The organism is Streptomyces herbicida, from assembly GCF_032656585.1.
GTDB classification, from domain to species: domain Bacteria; phylum Actinomycetota; class Actinomycetes; order Streptomycetales; family Streptomycetaceae; genus Streptomyces; species Streptomyces herbicida.
In genome coordinates this window covers 18389-38895 of record NZ_JAUYWJ010000017.1, presented here as the reverse complement: position 1 = coordinate 38895, position 20507 = coordinate 18389, and the positions used below count along the sequence as shown (strand labels likewise).

16 protein-coding genes are annotated in these 20507 nt (G+C 72.1%); 13 read left to right on the top strand and 3 right to left on the bottom strand.

Annotated features, from left to right (window positions below; all coding sequences use genetic code 11):
- Window positions 1–6 precede the first annotated feature (6 nt).
- The 5 genes from Q8A52_RS31870 to Q8A52_RS31850 all read left to right on the top strand — a co-directional run bounded on the left by Q8A52_RS31870 (window position 7) and on the right by Q8A52_RS31850 (window position 6242).
- A complete protein-coding gene (locus Q8A52_RS31870; protein WP_316758006.1) occupies window positions 7–1296 on the top strand; it encodes a M50 family metallopeptidase in 1290 nt (429 codons plus the stop codon).
- 170 nt (window positions 1297–1466) lie between these two features.
- On the top strand, window positions 1467–2624 hold the full coding sequence (ispG, locus tag Q8A52_RS31865) for a flavodoxin-dependent (E)-4-hydroxy-3-methylbut-2-enyl-diphosphate synthase (protein ID WP_316757746.1): 1158 nt from the start codon (window positions 1467–1469) through the stop codon (window positions 2622–2624).
- Window positions 2625–2803: 179 nt separating this feature from the next.
- Window positions 2804–3652, top strand: a complete 849-nt coding sequence (locus tag Q8A52_RS31860) for a GNAT family N-acetyltransferase (RefSeq protein WP_316757745.1) — start codon at window positions 2804–2806, stop codon at window positions 3650–3652.
- A gap of 74 nt (window positions 3653–3726) precedes the next feature.
- A complete protein-coding gene (locus Q8A52_RS31855) occupies window positions 3727–4296 on the top strand; it encodes a GNAT family N-acetyltransferase (RefSeq protein ID WP_316757744.1) in 570 nt (189 codons plus the stop codon).
- Between the two features lie 242 nt (window positions 4297–4538).
- Window positions 4539–6242: a proline--tRNA ligase gene (locus tag Q8A52_RS31850; RefSeq protein WP_316757743.1), complete on the top strand. Its 1704-nt coding sequence runs from the start codon at window positions 4539–4541 to the stop codon at window positions 6240–6242.
- A gap of 723 nt (window positions 6243–6965) precedes the next feature.
- Here the strand turns inward: Q8A52_RS31850 and Q8A52_RS31845 are convergent.
- The 3 genes from Q8A52_RS31845 to Q8A52_RS31835 are packed head-to-tail and all read right to left on the bottom strand — an operon-like array spanning window position 6966 to window position 8933.
- Window positions 6966–7874, bottom strand: a complete 909-nt coding sequence (locus Q8A52_RS31845; RefSeq protein ID WP_316757741.1) for an aminoglycoside phosphotransferase family protein — start codon at window positions 7872–7874, stop codon at window positions 6966–6968.
- Between the two features lie 43 nt (window positions 7875–7917).
- On the bottom strand, window positions 7918–8409 hold the full coding sequence (locus Q8A52_RS31840) for a ferritin-like domain-containing protein (protein ID WP_316757739.1): 492 nt from the start codon (window positions 8407–8409) through the stop codon (window positions 7918–7920).
- A complete protein-coding gene (locus tag Q8A52_RS31835; protein ID WP_316757738.1) occupies window positions 8406–8933 on the bottom strand; it encodes a hypothetical protein in 528 nt (175 codons plus the stop codon). Before Q8A52_RS31835 ends, Q8A52_RS31840 begins: the two co-directional genes overlap by 4 nt.
- Before the next feature lie 196 nt (window positions 8934–9129).
- Between Q8A52_RS31835 and rimP the strand changes: the two genes are divergently transcribed.
- The 8 genes from rimP (at window position 9130) to Q8A52_RS31795 (ending at window position 20415) form a co-directional block, all read left to right on the top strand.
- Window positions 9130–9633, top strand: a complete 504-nt coding sequence (gene rimP / locus Q8A52_RS31830) for a ribosome maturation factor RimP (RefSeq protein ID WP_316757736.1) — start codon at window positions 9130–9132, stop codon at window positions 9631–9633.
- Window positions 9634–9635: 2 nt separating this feature from the next.
- Window positions 9636–10622 carry a transcription termination factor NusA gene (nusA, locus tag Q8A52_RS31825; protein ID WP_316757735.1) on the top strand — a complete coding sequence of 329 codons (987 nt, stop codon included), beginning with the start codon at window positions 9636–9638 and terminating at the stop codon, window positions 10620–10622.
- Between the two features lie 102 nt (window positions 10623–10724).
- A complete protein-coding gene (locus tag Q8A52_RS31820; protein WP_316757734.1) occupies window positions 10725–11021 on the top strand; it encodes a YlxR family protein in 297 nt (98 codons plus the stop codon).
- Between the two features lie 147 nt (window positions 11022–11168).
- Complete coding sequence (gene infB / locus Q8A52_RS31815) at window positions 11169–14270, top strand: translation initiation factor IF-2 (protein WP_316757733.1); 3102 nt, start codon at window positions 11169–11171, stop codon at window positions 14268–14270.
- A 427-nt stretch (window positions 14271–14697) separates the two neighbouring features.
- Window positions 14698–14991 (top strand): DUF503 domain-containing protein, encoded by a 294-nt coding sequence (locus Q8A52_RS31810; RefSeq protein ID WP_316757732.1) that lies wholly within the window; start codon window positions 14698–14700, stop codon window positions 14989–14991.
- A gap of 49 nt (window positions 14992–15040) precedes the next feature.
- Entirely contained in the window at window positions 15041–15502 is a 462-nt protein-coding gene (gene rbfA / locus Q8A52_RS31805) for a 30S ribosome-binding factor RbfA (RefSeq protein WP_316757731.1), read from the top strand.
- A complete protein-coding gene (gene truB, locus Q8A52_RS31800; RefSeq protein WP_316757730.1) occupies window positions 15499–16404 on the top strand; it encodes a tRNA pseudouridine(55) synthase TruB in 906 nt (301 codons plus the stop codon). Before rbfA ends, truB begins: the two co-directional genes overlap by 4 nt.
- A gap of 270 nt (window positions 16405–16674) precedes the next feature.
- Window positions 16675–20415 carry a trypsin-like peptidase domain-containing protein gene (locus tag Q8A52_RS31795; RefSeq protein ID WP_316757729.1) on the top strand — a complete coding sequence of 1247 codons (3741 nt, stop codon included), beginning with the start codon at window positions 16675–16677 and terminating at the stop codon, window positions 20413–20415.
- The last annotated feature ends 92 nt before the right edge of the window (window positions 20416–20507 follow it).

Here is a 20507-nt window from a genome sequence, read left to right as displayed (position 1 = left end):
GCCTTGATGATGATCCTCGGCATAGTCGTCTTCGTGGTCGGCCTGCTGGTCTCGATCGCCTGGCACGAGCTGGGGCATCTGTCCACCGCCAAACTCTTCGGTATCCGCGTACCGCAGTACATGGTCGGCTTCGGCCCCACCATCTGGTCGCGGAAGAAGGGCGAGACGGAGTACGGGATCAAGGCGATCCCGGCCGGCGGCTACATCCGGATGATCGGCATGTTCCCGCCGGGCGAGGACGGGCGGATCACCGCGCGCTCCACCTCGCCCTGGCGCAGCATGATCGAGGACGCCCGCTCGGCCGCCTTCGAGGAGCTCAAGCCGGGCGACGAGACCCGCCTCTTCTACACGCGCGCGCCCTGGAAGCGCGTCATCGTGATGTTCGCGGGCCCCTTCATGAACCTGGTCCTCGCGGTCGCGCTGTTCCTCACGGTCCTGATGGGCTTCGGCATCTCCCAGCAGACGACGACCGTCAGCTCGGTCTCCCAGTGCGTGATCGCGCAGACCGAGAAGCGCGACACGTGCAAGAAGTCCGACCGCGTCTCCCCGGCGGCGGCAGCGGGACTGAAGGCCGGCGACAAGATCGTCTCCTTCAACGGGGTGAGGACCGACAGCTGGAACCAGCTCTCCGACCTGATCCGGGCCAACCCGGACAAGAACGTGTCCATGGTCGTCGAGCGCAAGGGCCACCAGGTGACCCTGCAGGCCCAGCTCGTCAGGAACAAGGTCGCCAAGAAGGACGCCCACGGGCAGATCGTCGACGGCTACACCTACGCCGGCTTCCTCGGCTTCAGCGCCGCCAACGGCATCGTCCGCCAGGACTTCGGCCAGTCCCTGACCTGGATGGGCGACCGGCTCGGCGAGGCCGTCGACTCCATCGCGAGCCTGCCCGCCAAGATCCCGGCCCTGTGGGACGCGGCCTTCGACGGCGCCCCCCGCCAGCCCGACTCCCCGATGGGCGTGGTCGGCGCGGCCCGCGTCGGCGGCGAGATCTTCACGCTCGACATCCCGCCGACCCAGCAGCTGGCCATGGCCCTGATGCTGGTCGCCGGCTTCAACCTCTCCTTGTTCCTCTTCAACATGCTCCCGCTGCTCCCGCTGGACGGCGGGCACATCGCGGGCGCCCTGTGGGAGTCGCTGCGCCGCCAGCTGGCCAAGGTGCTGCGCCGCCCGGACCCCGGCCCGTTCGACGTGGCGAAGCTGATGCCGGTGGCTTACGTGGTGGCCGGGATCTTCATCTGCTTCACGATCCTGGTGCTGATCGCGGACGTGGTTAACCCGGTGAAAATCTCATAGCAACATCACGTTCGAGGCGGCCCGGAACCCTGTGCTCCGGGCCGCCCTCCATTGAGTGGGTTTAACCGGGTGGGATGTGCCCGGGCCTTGGCCAGTGCCGTAATCTCGAAGCCTGGAGCCCGCCGGTTACGGGACCGGACCTTGATCCACGACTTGGGGTTGCACAGCAGATGACTGCGATTTCTCTCGGCATGCCGTCCGTTCCGACCAAGCTCGCCGAGCGGCGCAAGAGTCGGCAGATCATGGTCGGCTCCGTGGCGGTCGGCGGAGACGCGCCGGTGTCGGTGCAGTCCATGACCACGACCCGTACGTCCGACGTCGGCGCCACCCTCCAGCAGATCGCCGAGCTGACCGCGTCCGGCTGCCAGATCGTCCGTGTCGCCTGCCCCACGCAGGACGACGCCGACGCCCTCTCCGTCATCGCGCGCAAGTCGCAGATCCCGGTGATCGCGGACATCCACTTCCAGCCGAAGTACGTCTTCGCCGCCATCGAGGCGGGCTGCGCGGCCGTCCGGGTCAACCCCGGCAACATCAAGCAGTTCGACGACAAGGTCAAGGAGATCTCCAAGGCGGCCAACGACCACGGCACCCCGATCCGCATCGGCGTGAACGCGGGCTCCCTCGACCGCCGACTGCTGCAGAAGTACGGCAAGGCCACCCCCGAGGCGCTCGTCGAGTCGGCCCTGTGGGAGGCGTCCCTCTTCGAGGAGCACGACTTCCGGGACATCAAGATCTCCGTCAAGCACAACGACCCGGTCGTGATGATCGAGGCGTACCGGCAGCTCGCCGCCCAGTGCGACTACCCGCTCCACCTCGGCGTGACCGAGGCGGGCCCGGCCTTCCAGGGCACCATCAAGTCGGCGGTCGCCTTCGGCGCGCTGCTCAGCCAGGGCATCGGCGACACCATCCGCGTCTCCCTGTCGGCGCCTCCGGTGGAGGAGGTCAAGGTCGGCAACCAGATCCTGGAGTCCCTCAACCTCCGGCAGCGCGGCCTGGAGATCGTCTCCTGCCCGTCCTGCGGCCGCGCCCAGGTCGACGTCTACAAGCTGGCCGAGGAGGTCACTGCGGGCCTGACCGGCATGGAGGTCCCGCTGCGCGTCGCCGTCATGGGCTGCGTCGTCAACGGCCCCGGCGAGGCCCGCGAGGCCGACCTCGGTGTCGCCTCCGGCAACGGCAAGGGCCAGATCTTCGTCAAGGGCGAGGTCATCAAGACCGTGCCCGAGTCCAAGATCGTGGAGACCCTCATCGAGGAGGCCATGAAGCTGGCCGAGAAGATGGAGGCGGAGGGCATCACCTCGGGCGAGCCGTCGGTCGCGGTGGCGGGCTGAGCCCGCTCCGTGAAGGGGCGCGGGGCTGTGTCGCATATGCGGCTCCGCCGCGTGGGCGCGACCAGCACAGCGGACCCGCACTCGCCGGTGAACCCCAGCCCCCGAGCGCGAAGGCGCACCGCCGAAGCAGCGCAGCTATAGTGCGGAGATCAGCAGAACCTCAGGGTGAGGCCCCGCACGTGTTGACCCAGACCACCTCTCGGGTGCTCGAACCGAGCGACCTGGACGCGGCGCTCGCGGTCCTCGACCGCGAGCCCGTCGCGAATGCCTTCGTGACATCCCGGGTCCAGATCGCAGGCCTCGACCCGTGGCGGCTCGGCGGTGAGATGTGGGGCTGGTACGAGGACGGCATGCTGACGTCCCTGTGCTACGCGGGCGCCAACCTCGTCCCCATCTGCGCCACCCCGAGGGCCGTACGCGCCTTCGCGGACCGCGCGCGCAGGGCCGGCCGCCGCTGCTCCTCCATCGTCGGCCCCGCCGAGCCCACCTCCGAGCTGTGGCGCCTCCTGGAGCCGCACTGGGGCCCGGCCCGCGAGGTCCGCGGCCGCCAGCCGCTCATGGTCACCGACCGTATGCCCGCCGACATCGCCCCGGATCTCTACGTCCGACGCATCCGCAAGGACGAGATGGAGACGATCATGCCGGCCTGCGTCGCGATGTTCACCGAGGAGGTCGGCGTCTCCCCGCTGGCCGGTGACGGCGGGCTGCTCTACCAGGCCCGGGTCGCCGAACTGGTCGGCTCCGGGCGCTCCTTCGCCCGCCTCGACGAGAACGGCAAGGTCGTCTTCAAGGCGGAGATCGGCGCGGCGACCGCCCAGGCCTGTCAGATCCAAGGCGTGTGGGTGGCCCCCGAGTACCGGGGCAAGGGGCTGGCGGCGCCGGGCATGGCGGCGGTGCTGCGCTATGCGCTGGCGGACGTGGCGCCGGTGGTGAGCCTGTACGTCAACGACTTCAACACGGCGGCCAGGCGGACCTACCGAAGAGTGGGGTTCCAGGAGGTCGGCGCGTTCATGAGCATCCTGTTCTAGCTCATGGACAGCGTGATCCGGCCGCGCTCCGCAGTGCTGTTCTGAGGCTGGTGCGAGACCTGTAGTCTCCCCGCATGCTGCGCTTTCCCGGTCACGGTCACCGCCATCCCGAGGACATCGTGATCGGCCCGCTCGACCTGCCGGCCCGCGTCGACGAGGCCCTCGCCGTGCAAGCCGTCGCCTTCGGGCTGGGCGCGGACGAGGTCGCCGTACGCCGTCAGATCGTCCTGCGCCACATGACCTACCCGGGAGCCCGCGCCCTCGGGGCCACCACCCCCGACGGCCGCCTGGCCGGATTCGTGTACGGCATGCCCAACGACCGCACCCACTGGTGGTCCACCGTCGTGGAGCCCTATCTGCGCGCCCAGGGCCACGACGAATGGCTCGACGACTCCTTCGTGATCACCGAGCTGCACGTTCACCCGCGCTACCAGAACCGCGGCATCGGCCGCGCCCTGATCACCACGATCACCGACGGCGCCGCCGAACCCCGCTCGATCCTCTCGGCGATCGACACCGACAGCCCCGCCCGCGGCCTGTACCACTCCCTGGGCTACCAGGACCTGGCCCGCCAGGTCCTCTTCCCCAGCGCCCCCAAGCCCTATGCCGTCATGGGCGCCCCCCTCCCGCTGCGCCGCCGTTAGGGCCTGCCCGGCGGATCTGCTCCGCGTCGACTCCCTCCTTCGCCTTGCGGCTGCACGCTCCCCCAAGCTCTCGGCTTCGCTCGAACAGGGGGCGCCCCGATGCCCCCGCTCACGATGCTGATCAGTTGCCGTTGCTTTCCTTCGGTCTGATCCGCCGGGCAGGCCCTAACCGATTTCCACCGGCACAGCGAGCCCGGCTAACCTCCTAGCCATCACCCTTTCCCGGCAGGAGTACGAGAACCATGGCGAACGCACCGGTCCAGCGCATGTCCCAGTTGATGGCGAAGACGCTGCGCGACGACCCGGCGGACGCCGAGGTCCTCAGCCACAAGCTCCTCGTCCGAGCCGGCTATGTCCGCCGCACCGCGGCCGGCATCTGGAGCTGGCTGCCGCTCGGCAAGAAGGTCCTCGCCAACGTGGAGCGGATCGTCCGCGAGGAGATGGACGCGATCGGCGCCCAGGAGGTGTCGCTCCCCGCCCTGCTGCCGCGGGAACCTTACGAGGCGACGGGCCGCTGGGACGAGTACGGCGCCGAGCTGTTCCGTCTGCAGGACCGCAAGGGCGGCGACTACCTCCTCGGCCCGACCCACGAGGAGATCTTCACCCTGCTGGTGAAGGACCAGGCGTCCTCCTACAAGGACCTGCCGGTCATCCTCTACCAGATCCAGACCAAGTTCCGGGACGAGGCCCGCCCCCGCGCCGGCATCCTGCGCGGCCGCGAGTTCCTGATGAAGGACTCGTACTCCTTCGACACCGAGGACGAGGGCCTCGCCCAGTCCTACGCCCTGCACCGCCAGGCCTACCAGCGGGTCTTCGAGCGGCTCGGCCTCGACTACCGCATCTGCGCCGCCACCGCCGGCGCCATGGGCGGCTCCAAGTCCGAGGAGTTCCTCGCCCCGGCCGAGGCCGGTGAGGACACCTTCGCCGACTGCCCGAACTGCGACTTCGCGGCCAACACCGAGGCGATCACCTACGAGCTGAAGTCGGTGGACGCCACCGACGTGCCCGCCGCCGAGGAGATCCCGACCCCGGACACCCCGACCATCGAGACCCTCGCCGCCCACCTCGGCGTCCCGGCCTCCGCCACTCTCAAGAACCTCCTCGTGAAGGTCGACGGCGAGATCGTCGCCGTAGGCGTGCCCGGCGACCGCGAGGTCGACATGGGCAAGGTCGAGGCGCACTTCGCGCCGGCGGTCGTCGAGATGGTCACCGAGGCCGACTTCGCGGGCCGTCCGGACCTGGTCCGCGGTTATGTCGGCCCGCAGGGTCTGGAGAAGGTCAAGTACGTCGCCGACCCGCGCGTCGCCCCCGGCACCGCCTGGATCACCGGTGCCAACAAGGAGGGCATGCACGCGAAGAACGTGGTCGCGGGGCGTGACTTCGAGGTCGACCAGTACGTCGACGTCGTGGTGGTGCAGGAGGGCGACCCGTGCCCGAAGTGCGGCACCGGCCTGAAGCTCGACCGCGCCATCGAGATCGGCCACATCTTCCAGCTGGGCCGCAAGTACACCGACGCCCTCAAGCTCGATGTGCTCGGCCAGAACGGCAAGCCGGTCCGCGTGACCATGGGCTCCTATGGCATCGGTGTCTCCCGTGCGGTTGCCGCCATCGCCGAGCAGAGCGCCGACGAGCACGGCCTGGTGTGGCCCAAGGAGATCGCCCCGGCCGACGTCCACGTCGTCGCCGCCGGCAAGGCCCTCCAGACCGAGCTCGCCCTGGACGTCTCCGAGAAGCTGCGGGCGGCCGGGCTGCGCGTCCTGGTCGACGACCGGGCCGGCGTCTCCCCGGGCGTGAAGTTCACGGACGCCGAGCTCATCGGCGTACCGCGGATCCTGGTGGCGGGCCGCCGGTCCGCCGAGGGCGTCCTGGAGCTCAAGGACCGCAAGACCGGTGAGCGCGAGGAACTCACGGTGGACGAGGCGATCGCCCGCCTCACGGCCCGGTAAGAGGGCCACAGCTTTCTCTCAGGCCGCTCCCCGACCGTATGACGTGACACAGCGTCACCAGGGAGGGGAACGGCCGTGACAGGCAGGGAACGAGGTGCCGCCGCCGCGGCCGGGATGCTCGCGTTCAGCGGCACGATGCAGACGGACACCGGCACCTCCGCCTCGACGGCCGGCGGCGCCGGGGCCGGCGGCAACTCCGGCTCGTCCGGCGGCAGCACGGACACCGACACCTCGTCGTCCTCCGGCGGTCTCACCTCCGGCAGCGGGTCTGCCGAGGCCGTCTCCGGGGCGTCGTGCCGACTCGGAGCCGACCGCCCTCGACGGTACGAACGCCGCCCGGTCCGGGTCAGCCCGCTGCTCGCGGAGGCCCTCACGATGGCCCTGCGCTCGGCCGAGGCGACCGACGGCGCCGTGGGCCCCACCGTCGGCTCGGCGATGGACGCGATCGGCTACGACCGCGACTTCACCCTCGTCCGGGAGGACGACCGCCCGTCGCGCCGCGGGAACGATCACCGTCCCGGAGGGCGTTCGTCTCAAGCTGGGCGCCATGGTGGACGAGGCGCCCCCGCAGGGCACCACATCGTCGCCCCACGCAATCGGCCTGCCCCGTCCGCTCCCCGTGGCGCACAGCGGCACGTCATCACCACGCCGGTCGGCCAGGCGCCTCGGCCGGCCCGGATGCCGCCGCATGGGCTCAGCGGAACCGTGCCTCCCCGAACCGCCCTAAAGCCACCCGGCAAACTCCAGCAACAGCTCCGCGTCCTTCGGCCGCCCCACCCGCAGGGCCCGCACCCCGGACTCCACGGCCCGGAACAGGGTCCAGCCGCGCAGCCTCTCCTGGTCCACGTCCAGCGACTCGGCGAGGCGTTTCACCCGTCGGCGGGTGGTCGCCGCTCCCGACGGTGAGGCGATCAGGTCCTCCACCCGGTCGCGCACCAGCCGTGCCAGGTCGAAGGCGCACTCGCCGACCACCGGGTCCGGGCCCACGGCCAGCCACGGCGAGCGTTCGCCGGCGAGGACCTTGCTCTGCCGGAAGGTGCCGTGCAGCAACCGGTGCTCGGGCGGTGCGGCCAGCAGTTCCTCACGGACCGCGAGGGCCGCTTCGACCAGTGGTGCCGCCTCCGGGGCCGTCCCGGCGCTCGCCCGCATCGCCTCCGCCTGCCGGCCGGTCCGTTCGGCCACGGTCTCGAAGCGATGCGCGGCGTCGTCACCGGGTGGCTCCACCCACAGCCGCCGCAGCGTCCCCGCCGCCTCCAGCAGCGCCTTCGCCTCCGGCAGCGACCGCAGCGACACGTCCGGATGCAGTCGTTCGAGCAGCAGCACGCCCTCGGTCGCCACGGGTTCCAGCAGTTGTACGGCCCCCAGGCCGTCCCAGTGGCGCAGCGCCGCCCGCTCGCTCTCCGGCCGGGCCCGGGCAGGGGCCAGCTTCAGCACGGCCGGGGTGCCGTCCGGCCGCCGCACCAGCATGACGAGGCTGCTGCGGCCGCCCGGCACCTGGACCCGCTCGACGGTCAACTCGCGTAGCGCGACGGCCTGTTGTGCCGCCTCCGGCAGCTTGTCCAACCAGTCGTCGCCCTCGGGCGCCGTCTCACCGAGCGCCCTTGCCAGGCGCTGCGGCGGTTCGAAAGCCATGCGCGAGTCGTTCCCTTCCTGCTGTACGGGGCGGCGTGTTCCGTCACGCCGACGCGGTCGCCGAGGCCGAGACCGAGGGCGATGCCGTACCGGCCGCCCGGCCTGCCCGCTCGGCGAGACCAGGGAAGGCTACGCTCTCCCCGCGCCAGCGCACCGCCCGCACCGCTGCTTCCCGCAGTGCCGCGGCGGCCGCGCCGCGTCGTTCGCCCACGGTCGCCCGCACCAGGTCGGAGTACACCCCGGCCACCCGGTCCTCCAGTTCGGCGGCGAGCCGGACCGCGGCGGCCGAGTCCGGCACCGCGAAGGGCAGTGCGTACCCGGCGCTCGCGGCGATGGGCTCGCCGCCCAGGTCGCGCACCTCGCGCACCAGCGCGTCCCGCCGGGCCCGGTGGCCGTCGTACGCCGCCTGCGCCTCGGTCCGCCGCTCCTTGCCGATCCGCCCGCCGACGACCCCGTAGCCGTACACCGCCGCGTGCTCGGCGGCCAGCGCCGCCTGGAGGGCCTTCAGCGCGCTGTTCCTGGCCTCGTCGCTCACTTGCCACCCTCCGTCAGCAGATAAGCGTGCGCCGACCCGGCCGCCGCCACCGAGGCCAGCAGCCGGGCCAGTTCGCCCGGGACGTCCAGCAGGGCCTTGGCCCGCCGGTCGGCGAGCGACCGCTCAGCGGCGGCGAGACCGGCGAGGGCGTCCTTCTCACCGGCCGGGACGGTCGGCGAGGCGGACGGGGAGGCCGAGCCGGACCCCTTCGGCGAGCGCGACGGCGTGGGCGTGCCGTCCGTGAACGCCTCCGCGTGCGCCGCGACCTCGGCCCGCAGCGGCCGCAGCCGCTCCGCGAGCGCCGGATGTACGGCGATCACCGCGTCGTAGCGCGCCACCAGCCCCAGGCTGTCCCCGGCCGCACGCGCGCGTGCCCGCTCGGTGGCCGACGGACTGCCGCCCGTGCCGCCGTCCGGATCGGCGTTCGAGGAACAGCCCACGAGCAGGGCCGCCCCCGCGGCCGAGGCGAGCAGGGATCTTCTGCGCGGCCCCGAGGGGGTGCGCGACGGCGGGGGGAACGGCACGGCAGACGTCCTCGGGGAACTCGTACGAAGAAGGGGGCGGGCACGCCAGTGATCACGGTACCCGCGTACCCGTCCGGCACCAGTCATCGGCACCGCCCGGCCGCAGGTGGACGGCAACACCGCCCGCGACCGGATACCCTTTGACCAGACACGCGACCCATCCCACAACAGCACACGCGGCCGAGGAGTCACCCGGATGAGCACCACCCAGAGCGAGAGGCTGCGAGAACTGCTGGAACCGCTCGTCAGCTCACAGGGCCTGGATCTCGAAGAGATCGCCGTGGACTCCGTTGGACGCAAGCGGGTGCTGCGCGTCGTCGTCGACTCCGACACCGGTGCGGACCTGGACCAGATCGCCGATGTGAGCCGCGCGCTCTCGGCGAGACTCGACGAGACGGAAGCGATGGGTCAGGGCGCCTACGACCTGGAGGTCGGAACCCCGGGCGCGGAGCGCCTCCTCACGGAGCACCGGCACTATGTGCGCGCCGTGGACCGGCTGGTCAAGTTCCAGCTGGCCGAGGGCGGGGAACTGGTCGCCAGGATCCTGAAGGTCGACGACGAAGGCCTCGACCTGGAAGTCCCCGGTGTGAAGGGCCGCAAGGCCACCGCCCGCAGACTCGACTTCCCCGACATCGACCGGGCGCGTGTGCAGGTCGAGTTCAGCCGCAAGGACAAGAACGAGAAGGAAGAGGAGGCGTAGCCGTGGACATCGACATGAGTGCCCTGCGGGGCTTGGTACGGGAGAAGGAGATCTCCTTCGACCTGCTGGTCGAGGCGATCGAGTCGGCCCTCCTCATCGCCTATCACCGCACCGAGGGAAGCCGCCGACACGCGCGCGTGGAGCTCAACCGGGAGACCGGGCATGTGACCGTGTGGGCGAAGGAGGACCCCGAGGACCTCGAAGAGGGCCAGGAGCCCCGCGAGTTCGACGACACCCCGTCCGGCTTCGGCCGTATCGCCGCCACCACCGCCAAGCAGGTGATCCTGCAGCGGCTGCGCGACGCCGAGGACGACGCGACGCTCGGCGAGTACGCCGGCCGCGAGGGCGACATCGTCACCGGTGTGGTCCAGCAGGGGCGCGACCCCAAGAACGTGCTCGTCGACATCGGCAAACTCGAGGCCATCCTGCCGGTGCAGGAGCAGGTGCCGGGGGAGACGTACCCGCACGGTCTGCGTCTGCGCTCGTACGTCGTCCGGGTGGCGAAGGGTGTGCGCGGTCCGTCCGTCACTCTTTCGCGCACACATCCCAATCTGGTGAAGAAGCTCTTCGCCCTGGAGGTGCCGGAGATCGCCGACGGGTCCGTCGAGATCGCCGCGATCGCCCGTGAGGCCGGTCATCGAACGAAGATCGCCGTCCGGTCCACCCGTTCGGGCCTGAACGCCAAGGGTGCCTGCATCGGTCCCATGGGCGGCCGGGTGCGCAACGTGATGGGCGAGCTGAACGGCGAGAAGATCGACATCGTCGACTGGTCGGACGACCCGGCCGAGATGGTGGCGAACGCACTGTCACCCGCGCGGGTGTCCAAGGTGGAGGTCGTTGACCTGGCGTCGCGGTCGGCCCGGGTCACCGTTCCGGACTACCAGCTGTCGCTGGCGATCGGCAAGGAGGGCCAGAACGCCCGCCTCGCGGCCCGGCTCACCGGCTGGCGGATCGACATCCGACCGGACACGGAGCAGTCCGGGGAATAGATCTCGGCCTGCGGTGGCTCAGATCACGTCAGGTTACAACGCGGCAACTGTTCGAGACCTTACCCAAAAGGGTGAGGTCGCCGCGGGGAGGTAGACTTAGCTGTGTCTGGCCGGATGCACGCCCGAGTATGCCCTGAACGCACCTGTGTGGGGTGTCGGGAGCGATCGGCCAAGACGGAACTGCTGCGCATCGTGGCGATCAAGGACACCTGTGTCCCCGATCCTCGCGGTACGCTGCCCGGCCGGGGTGCCTATGTGCACCCTGCCCTGGTCTGTCTCGACCAGGCGGTACGCCGCCGGGCGTTCACGAGGGCGCTTCGCGCCCCGGGAACGCTCGACACAAAGGCGTTGCGCCAGTACGTCGAGCAGACGACAGTTGCCGAGCAGGCAACGCCGTAAGGAAGCGTCGCACGGAACGTCCGCGCGGCTCTGGTACCCCGCGAGTTGGAAGTAGGTCGAGATTGCGATGAGCACTCGATGAGCACGCGATGAGTACGCCCATGAAGTAGCGACGGTCCGGACACACCCGGACCTAAAAGGAGCGAAGTGGCTAAGGTCCGGGTATACGAACTCGCCAAGGAGTTCGGGGTTGAGAGCAAGGTCGTCATGGCCAAGCTCCAGGAACTCGGTGAATTCGTCCGTTCGGCGTCCTCGACGATCGAGGCGCCTGTAGTACGCAAACTGACTGACGCCTTCCAGGGTGGCAACGGCAAGTCCGCCGGCAAGCCCGCCCCGCGCAAGGCTGCCCCCAAGCCCGCCGCGCCCTCTCCGGTGCAGGCGGCGCGTCCGACTGCACCGAAGCCGGCCGCCCCCAAGCCTGCCGTGGCCCAGCAGCCCGCGGCCCCCGCGGCTCCGGCCCCGGTGACCCCCGCGCCGGCCGCTCCCGGTCCGCGTCCGGTCCCGGGTCCCAAGCCCGCGCCGCGTCCGGCTCCGGCCGCGCCCGAGTTCACGGCCCCGCCGTCGGCCCCGGCTCCGTCCCCGGCCGCCGCGCAGGGGCCGCGCCCCGGTGCCCGCCCCGGTTCCGGCGGTCCGAAGCCCGGTGCCCGTCCGGCCGGTTCCGGCCAGGGTCAGGCCCGTCCGGGCCAGGGCGGTCCGCGTGCCGGTGGCCAGGCCCCGCGTCCGGGTGCCCGTCCGGCCGGTCCGCGCCCGGGCAACAACCCCTTCACGTCCGGTGGCTCCACCGGCATGGCGCGCCCGCAGGCGCCCCGTCCGCAGGGCGGACCCCGTCCCGGCGGCCATGGCGGTCCCGGTGCCCCCGGCGCAGGTCCCCGTCCGCAGGCGCCCGGCGGCCAGGGCGGCGGTCCGCGTCCGCAGGCTCCGGGCGGGCACGCCGGTCCTTCTGGGCGCCCGAGCCCGTCCGGCATGCCCCGTCCGCAGGGCGGTCCGCGTCCCGGCGGCGGTCCCGGTGGTCCGCGTCCGAACCCCGGCATGATGCCGCAGCGTCCCGCTGCCGGCCCCCGTCCCGGCGGTGGCCCCGGTGGCGGCGGCCGTGGCCCGGCCGGAGCCGGCCGTCCCGGTGGCGGCGGCGGTGGCCGTCCGGGTGGCGGCGGCTTCGCCGGCCGTCCCGGTGGCGGCGGCGGTGCCCGTCCGGGTGGCGGCGGCTTCGCCGGCCGTCCCGGTGGCGGTGGCCCCGGTGCCGGTGGTGGCGGCGGCTTCGGCGGTGGCGGCGGTGGCCGTCCCGGCTTCGGCGGTCGTCCGGGTGGTCCCGGTGGCCGTGGTGGCACGCAGGGCGCCTTCGGCCGTCCCGGCGGTCCCGCGCGTCGTGGCCGCAAGTCGAAGCGGCAGAGGCGCCAGGAGTACGAGGCCATGCAGGCCCCGTCGGTCGGCGGCGTGATGCTGCCTCGCGGCAACGGCGAGACCATTCGCCTGTCGCGCGGTGCTTCCCTCACCGACTTCGCGGAGAAGATCAACGCCAACCCGGCATCGCTCGTCGCGGTCATGATGAACCTCGGCGAGATGGTCACGGCCACGCAGTCCGTCTCCGACGAGACCCTGCAGCTCCTCGCCGACGAGATGAACTACGCGGTTCAGATCGTCAGCCCGGAGGAGGAGGACCGCGAGCTGCTCGAGTCCTTCGACATCGAGTTCGGCGAGGACGAGGGCGACGAGGAGGACCTGGTGGTCCGCCCGCCGGTCGTCACCGTCATGGGTCACGTCGACCACGGTAAGACCCGGCTGCTCGACGCCATCCGCAAGACGAACGTCATCGCGGGCGAGGCCGGCGGCATCACCCAGCACATCGGTGCCTACCAGGTCGCGACCGAGGTCAACGACGAAGAGCGCAAGATCACCTTCATCGACACCCCGGGTCACGAGGCGTTCACCGCCATGCGTGCCCGTGGTGCGAAGTCGACCGACATCGCGATCCTGGTCGTCGCGGCCAACGACGGCGTCATGCCGCAGACGGTCGAGGCGCTCAACCACGCCAAGGCGGCCGACGTCCCGATCGTCGTCGCGGTCAACAAGATCGACGTCGAGGGTGCCGACCCGACCAAGGTGCGCGGTCAGCTGACCGAGTACGGCCTGGTGGCCGAGGAGTACGGCGGCGACACGATGTTCGTCGACATCTCCGCCAAGCAGGGTCTGCACATCGACAGCCTCCTCGAGGCCGTCATCCTCACCGCGGACGCCTCGCTCGACCTGCGGGCCAACCCGCACCAGGACGCGCAGGGCATCTCGATCGAGTCCCGTCTCGACCGCGGCCGCGGTGCCGTGGCGACGGTCCTCGTCCAGCGAGGAACGCTGCGGGTCGGCGACACGATGGTCGTGGGCGACGCCTACGGCCGAGTCCGCGCCATGCTCGACGACAACGGCAACAACGTCGCCGAGGCGGGCCCGTCGACGCCGGTCCAGGTCCTGGGTCTGACCAACGTCCCGGGTGCCGGCGACAACTTCCTCGTGGTCGAGGAGGACCGTACGGCCCGCCAGATCGCGGAGAAGCGTGCCGCCCGTGAGCGCAACGCGGCCTTCGCGAAGCGCACGCGCCGCGTGTCCCTCGAGGACCTGGACAAGGTGCTCAAGGCCGGTGAGGTCCAGCAGCTGAACCTGATCATCAAGGGTGACGCTTCCGGATCCGTCGAGGCCCTCGAGTCCTCCCTGCTCCAGCTGGACGTCGGCGAAGAGGTCGACATCCGCGTCCTGCACCGCGGTGTCGGTGCGGTCACGGAGTCCGACATCGACCTGGCGATGGGCTCGGACGCCATCGTGATCGGCTTCAACGTCCGCGCGGCCGGCCGCGCGGCGCAGATGGCCGAGCGCGAGGGTGTGGACGTCCGGTACTACTCGGTCATCTACCAGGCGATCGAGGAGATCGAGGCGGCCCTGAAGGGCATGCTGAAGCCGGAGTTCGAGGAGGTCGAGCTCGGTACGGCGGAGATCCGCGAGGTCTTCAAGTCGTCCAAGCTGGGCAACATCGCCGGTGTCCTCATCCGCTCCGGCGAGGTGCGCCGCAACACCAAGGCCCGCCTCGTCCGCGACGGCAAGGTGGTCGCGGAGAACCTCAACATCGAGGGTCTGCGTCGCTTCAAGGACGACGTCACCGAGATCCGCGAAGGCTACGAGGGTGGTATCAACCTCGGAAACTTCAACGACATCAAGGTCGACGACGTCATCGCGACGTACGAGATGCGCGAGAAGCCGCGGGCGTAATTGCGGCCGACGGTTGATGCTGGCCGACGGGGACCACTCCCCGTCGGCCAGCCGTTTGCCCACCCATCCGTCTCGGTTGGCCGGAGAGACGCCCGATCCTGGGGCGCCGCCCCGGACCCCTGGCGGGGACTTCGCCCCCTGCACCCCTGGGGGTTTGCCCACCAGCCCACCCGGCCGCAAGGTCGGGGGTGCAGGGGGAGGAGCCCCCGCCGGGCAGGGTCCGGGGCGGAGCCCCAGGGTGGGCGATCGGCCGGGGTCTGGGGCGGAGCCCCAGGGTCAGGCCCGCCTTCCGGCCGAGTCGGGTGGGTGGGTGGGCAACGAGAAACCCCGTCGAGCCACCGGCTGGTTCGTTGTACGGTTCTGATGTCCCTGCCCACACCAACGCAGGGCCATCGATCCCGTACCGGCGGGTGAACCGGCTACACACATGTACGTGGGGACTCTGTCCTTCGACCTCCTCCTCGGCGACGTACGGTCGCTGAAGGAGAAGCGCTCCGTCGTCCGCCCGATCGTCGCCGAACTCCAGCGGAAGTACGCCGTGAGCGCGGCCGAGGTGGACCACATGGACCTCCACCGGCGAGCCGTCATAGGCCTCGCCGTGGTCTCCGGAGACGCAGCACACCTCACCGATGTGCTGGACCGGTGCGAGCGGTTGGTCGCCGGCCGCCCCGAGGTGGAACTGCTGTCCGTGCGACGGCGTTTCCATGGCGACGACGACTAGACCACAGAACTCCACAGAACGCAGAGAAGAAAGAACGGGAGACGGACCAGTGGCCGACAACGCGCGGGCGAAAAGGCTGGCGGACCTCATCCGAGAGGTGGTGGCCCAGAAGCTGCAGCGCGGGATCAAGGACCCGCGGCTCGGCTCGCACGTCACCATCACGGACACCCGGGTCACCGGGGACCTGCGGGAGGCGACCGTCTTCTACACCGTCTACGGGGACGAAGAGGAGCGGAAGGCCGCGGCCGCGGGCCTGGAGAGCGCCAAGGGCATCCTGCGCTCCGAGGTCGGCCGTGCGGCCGGCGTGAAGTTCACGCCGACGCTGGCCTTCGTCGCGGACGCCCTTCCGGACACCGCCCGGAACATCGAGGACCTCCTGGACAAGGCGCGCGCCTCCGACGCGAAGGTGCGCGAGGCCTCGGCCGGCGCCGACTACGCCGGTGAGGCGGACCCGTACAAGAAGCCGGGTGCCGAGGACGAGGCCGACGAGACGGACGACGCCGCCGAATGACCAGCAAGCCCACCCCGCCCGACGGCCTTGTCATTGTCGACAAGCCGTCGGGCTTCACTTCGCACGACGTCGTCGCCAAGATGCGGGGCATCGCCAGGACCCGCCGCGTCGGCCACGCCGGCACGCTCGACCCCATGGCGACGGGCGTCCTCGTCCTCGGTGTCGAGAAGGCGACGAAGCTCCTCGGGCATCTTGCCCTCACCGAGAAGGAGTACCTCGGCACCATCCGTCTCGGCCAGAACACGGTCACCGACGACGCCGAGGGCGACATCACCTCGTCCACCGACGCCTCCAAGGTCACCCGCGAGGCCGTCGACGCCGGAATCGCCAAGCTGACCGGCGACATCATGCAGGTGCCGTCCAAGGTCAGCGCCATCAAGATCGACGGTGTGCGGTCGTACAAGCGGGCGCGGGAGGGCGAGGACTTCGACATCCCCGCGCGGCCCGTGACCGTCTCGTCCTTCACCGTGTACGACGTCCGGGACGCCGTCGCCGAGGACGGCACTCCGGTGCTCGACCTGGTGGTCTCGGTGGTGTGCTCCTCCGGCACCTACATCCGGGCCCTCGCCCGTGACCTGGGCGCCGACCTCGGCGTCGGCGGACACCTCACGGCCCTGCGCCGCACCCGCGTCGGGCCGTACAAGCTGGACTCGGCACGCACCCTCGACCAGCTCCAGCAGGAGCTGACCGTGATGCCGATCGCGGAGGCCGCCACGGCCGCGTTCCCGCGCTGGAACGTGGATGCCAAGCGGGCCCGGCTGCTCACCAACGGCGTGCGGCTGGAGATGCCCGACGAGTACGCGGGCACCGGCCCCGTGGCCGTCTTCGACCCCGAGGGCCGCTTCCTCGCGCTCGTCGAGGAGCAGAAGGGCAAGGCCAAGAGCCTGGCCGTCTTCGGCTGACCCGGTCCGGCCGGGCCGGGGACCCGTGGGTTCTGCCCGTGGAGCGGCGACCACGGGGTACCTCCACTGCCGCCGCTCCACGGTCCCCCCTCGGTTCCCCCACCCCTAGGGTGTATCCACCTGCCCCCGCCTATTCACCCGACCGAGCAGGCGCTCGGAGTGAACCGGGGGAGCGGAAGGGGGCGCTTTCCCCGCGCGATCTGTCCCGCTGATCATTCCGCGCCTACCTTCGAAGTCAGGGCACGGATATACGGGCGGGGAGGTTCGATCATGGCGGTACGGGGCCCCAGGACCGGGTGCGGCCGCCGATCGGCGGCCGGTGCGCTGGAGGCGACGGACGGCGCACCTCCCCCGAGCCGTGCGGATCAAGCGGGTCGTCAGGTTCAACCGGGTTGTCAGGATCAGTCGGCTCGTCCGGATCAGCCGCGTCCTTCCAGTCAGTTGAGCCCTTCGGATCCGTCGCCGGCCCACGCCCAGCTCGCGCATCGGAGGCGCCGCGGCCCCGACCGCGTCCTGGACGACTCCGGCTCCGGCTCCGACGCCTCCCTGGTACGGATCAGCGACCCGGCCGGCCGGCCGCGCGGCACCGGATTCCTGGCCGACCACCACGGCACGGTCGTCACCAGTCACGAGGTCGTCGACGGCCTGCCCCGGCTCGTGCTGCACGCCGCCGGCGAGCGGACCTGCGTCGTCACCGCCGACGCCGTCACCCCGCTGCCCGCCCTCGACCTGGCCCTCGTACGCACCGAGGGCCTGGGCGTGGATCCCCTCCCGATCACCGTACGGAAGCGGATCGGGACCGGCACTTATGTACGGATCGCCGCGGACCGCTGGCGCGAGGCCCGGGTGCTCGGCGCGACCCGGGTGACGTACACGGCCGCGGACCGCTTCCATCTCCTCGGCGACGCCATGGAGTTGGCGATCGGTACGGCCGGGCGGGACGCGCTGCGGCCGGGGGGAGGGGCGGCCGGCGGGCCCGTGCTCGATGCCGAGACCGGCGCCGTGCTCGGTGTGCTCGGTACGGCGCTCCGGTCGGACCAGCGTGACGTCGGCTTCGCGGTGCAGCTGCGCCCCGCACCGGGGCCGCTCGCCGAGCTGCTCGCCCGCAACGCGGCGACCGTGCCCGCCTATGGTGCCGACCTCAACCTGGCGGGAGTACTGGAACTCACGGCCACCTCGATCGGGCAGGACGGCCCGCCGGGAGCGCTCGACGGTCATGCCGGCCGGGTCGGCGCCGGGGGACCGGGCCCGGTGGAACTGGTCGAACGGGTCGACGCGGCACGGGAGTTGGCCGCCTTCGCGGCCGGCGGAGCCACCGTGCTCGGCCTCGTGGGCGCCCCGGGCAGCGGTCGTACGACGGAGTTCGCGGCCCTCGCCGCCCGCCGCGGCCGCGGCACGGAACCGGCCCCCACGCTGTGGCTGCGCGGCGCCGATCTCAAGGACGGCGACGAGTCGGTGGCCGACGCGGTGCGCCGGACGCTGGAGCGGGCGGCCCGTATCGTGGCCGCCTCCCGGTCCCTGCTCCCGGGCGACCTGGGCGACATCACTCCGGAGCGCCTCGCCCGGCTCGCCGGGCGGGCCGGCCGCCCCCTTCTGCTCCTCCTCGACGGCCCCGAGGAGATGCCGCCCGTCCTCGCCCACCGGCTGAGCGATTGGACCGAGGGGACGGTGGCGTGGCTGCGCGAGACCGGGGCGCGGCTGGTGGTCGCGTGCCGGGAGGAGCACTGGGAGGGCGCCGGGGCGCGGTTCCCGCGGGAGCTGCTGCACCCGTACGTCCCGGCCGACGCCCCGCACCCCCTGCCGCCCTGTGTGCGCCTGACCGACCTCACCCCCGACGAGGCCCACCTGGCCCGCTCCCGCTACGCCGTCCCGGACGGCGCCCTCGTCGACCGCGACGCCCGCCACCCCCTCACCCTCCGGCTCCTCTCGGAGGTCCGCGCCGCGCTCCCGGACGCCCCGCCCACTACCGGCCTCGACCGGCATGACGTCCTCTGCGCCCACCTCGACCTGATGTGCCTGCGCATCGCGGTCCGGCTCGCCGCCGAGAACGGTCTGCGGGGCACGGCCGTACGCCGTCTCGCGGCCCGGGTCTCCGGACAGATCCACGAGGCCGCCCGGCGCAGTCTGGGGCCCGGGCACGGCGAACTGGACCGGAAGTCCTTCGAGGCGGTGTTTCCCTGGGGACCCGCCCCGGCCCGCCTCGGCGGCGGATCCGGCTGGGCGAACGCGGTGCTCGCCGAGGGCCTCCTGGTCCCCGCCGGCGGAGGCTACCGCTTCGCCCACGAGGAGTTCGCCGACTGGATCCAGGGCATGCACCTCGACCTGGACGAGGCCCTGCAGGCCCTGGTCCACCGCCGCACCCCGCCGAAGGCCGACCCCCTGCCCGTCCCGCACCACCGCGTCGGCCCCGTAGTCCAGGCCCTGCTCCTCCTCCCCCGGCAGCACGGCGCCCGCCAACTGGCCCGCCGCATGGACGAGCTGATCCACGCCCTGGACGCCGGCCCCGCCTCCTGGTGGGCCGCCCGACTGCTCGCCCAGACACTGTTGCGCGTGCCCGACGCGACGCCGTACACCGCCGTGCTGCGCGTGCTGGCCGACCGGATCGTCACCTGGCGCCGCCGACAGCGCCCGGTACCGGCCGAGTTCGGCCCCTCCTTCTGGACCGCCCTGCCCGTCCCGGACCCCGACCGCTTCGAGCTGCTGCGCGGGCTGGTCCTGGCGGACGAGGCTCCGCCGGAGCCCGGGGGAGCGGACGGGGGCAGGTCCGAAGGCCCGGATGGAAGCGCCCTCGACGTCCTCGGGGCCCGGCCGGGCGGGCCCCGTTACCTCGACGCCGTGGCCCGGCTGCTCGCCGCCGACCCCACCGCCGTACAACCCCACCTGATCCGCTGGTTCGACGACGAGCGCCCGCTGCCCGCGACCCCGCACGCCACCGTGGCCACGGCCGCGCAGGCTCTGCTGCACACCCACCGGCACGGCGCCCTGGACGAGCTCACCGAGGTGCTCGTGAACAGTGCGCACCGGCGGTCCGACGAGCTGCTCTTCGTGCTGGCCGAGGACGAGCCGTCGGCCATGTGCCGGGCGGTCGACCGGTGGGCGCACGACGCGCGAGCGGCCCGGCGGGTGGCGGCTGTGACGTACGGACTGCGCGCCGCACCCCATGTCCGTACCGAGGCCGAACGCGAGCTGCTGCGCCGTGCCGCGCTAGCCCTGCTCGCCCGCCCCGTGGACCGCAGCCTGCACGGCGGCGCGCTCGCCCTCCTCGTACGGGACCCGCGCACCCGGGCCCGCCACCTGCCCCAGGCCCTGCGGCTCTTCGCGTCCGGAGACCCCCAGGTCCCGCCGAGCGCCCTGATCCCCGCCCTGGCCACTCATCCGGACCCGGTCCTCGACGCCTTCCGCGACCGGGTGCGCGTCGGTCCGGACGCGGGCGAGGCGCTGCGCACCCTCGCCGACGTCACCACACCCGCACTGGCCCGCCGGGTCGCCGCGCTCGTCCGCGAGGCCGTCGTGCTGCGGCCGGACATCGCGGGGCATGTGGCGGCGTACGTCGACCGCAGCCTCGACCACGGCCCGGCCGCCCGCGCCGTACTCCTGCCCCTGGTCACCGGCCTCCTCGACGCAGGGCCGGAGCGGGTGCGGGCGGCCGTCGCGGCCGTACTCGCCGCGCCGGGCACTCCGGCCTCCCGCCCGTTGCGTCGCGAGCTCCTGGAGTTCCTGCTGGCCCATGAGCGCGAGCCCGACGTCCTGGACGCCCTGCTGCACGCCGTCGCGTACGGCGGCGAGGACGTCCGCGACCTCGTCCACCGCACCGGCCTTCTCCTGGTCCGCACCCCGGACGGAGCGACCCGCTTCGACCGCGGCCTGGTCGACCTGGGCCGCCACGTCCCCGGCTTCGCCGTGCTGATGGCCCGCTGGCTCGCCGACACCCCGGACGAGTGGGCCGCGGTCGTGGGGCCCAGCACACGGCGCATGATCGGCAATCTGGCGGGCGTACGGGTCCTGGCCTGAAACCCCGGTGCCGCACGTGCGCCCCGTCACAGCCTCCATGCCGATGCGGGCCAGGGGCGCACGGCATGGCACCCTTAGACCTGCGTAACAGG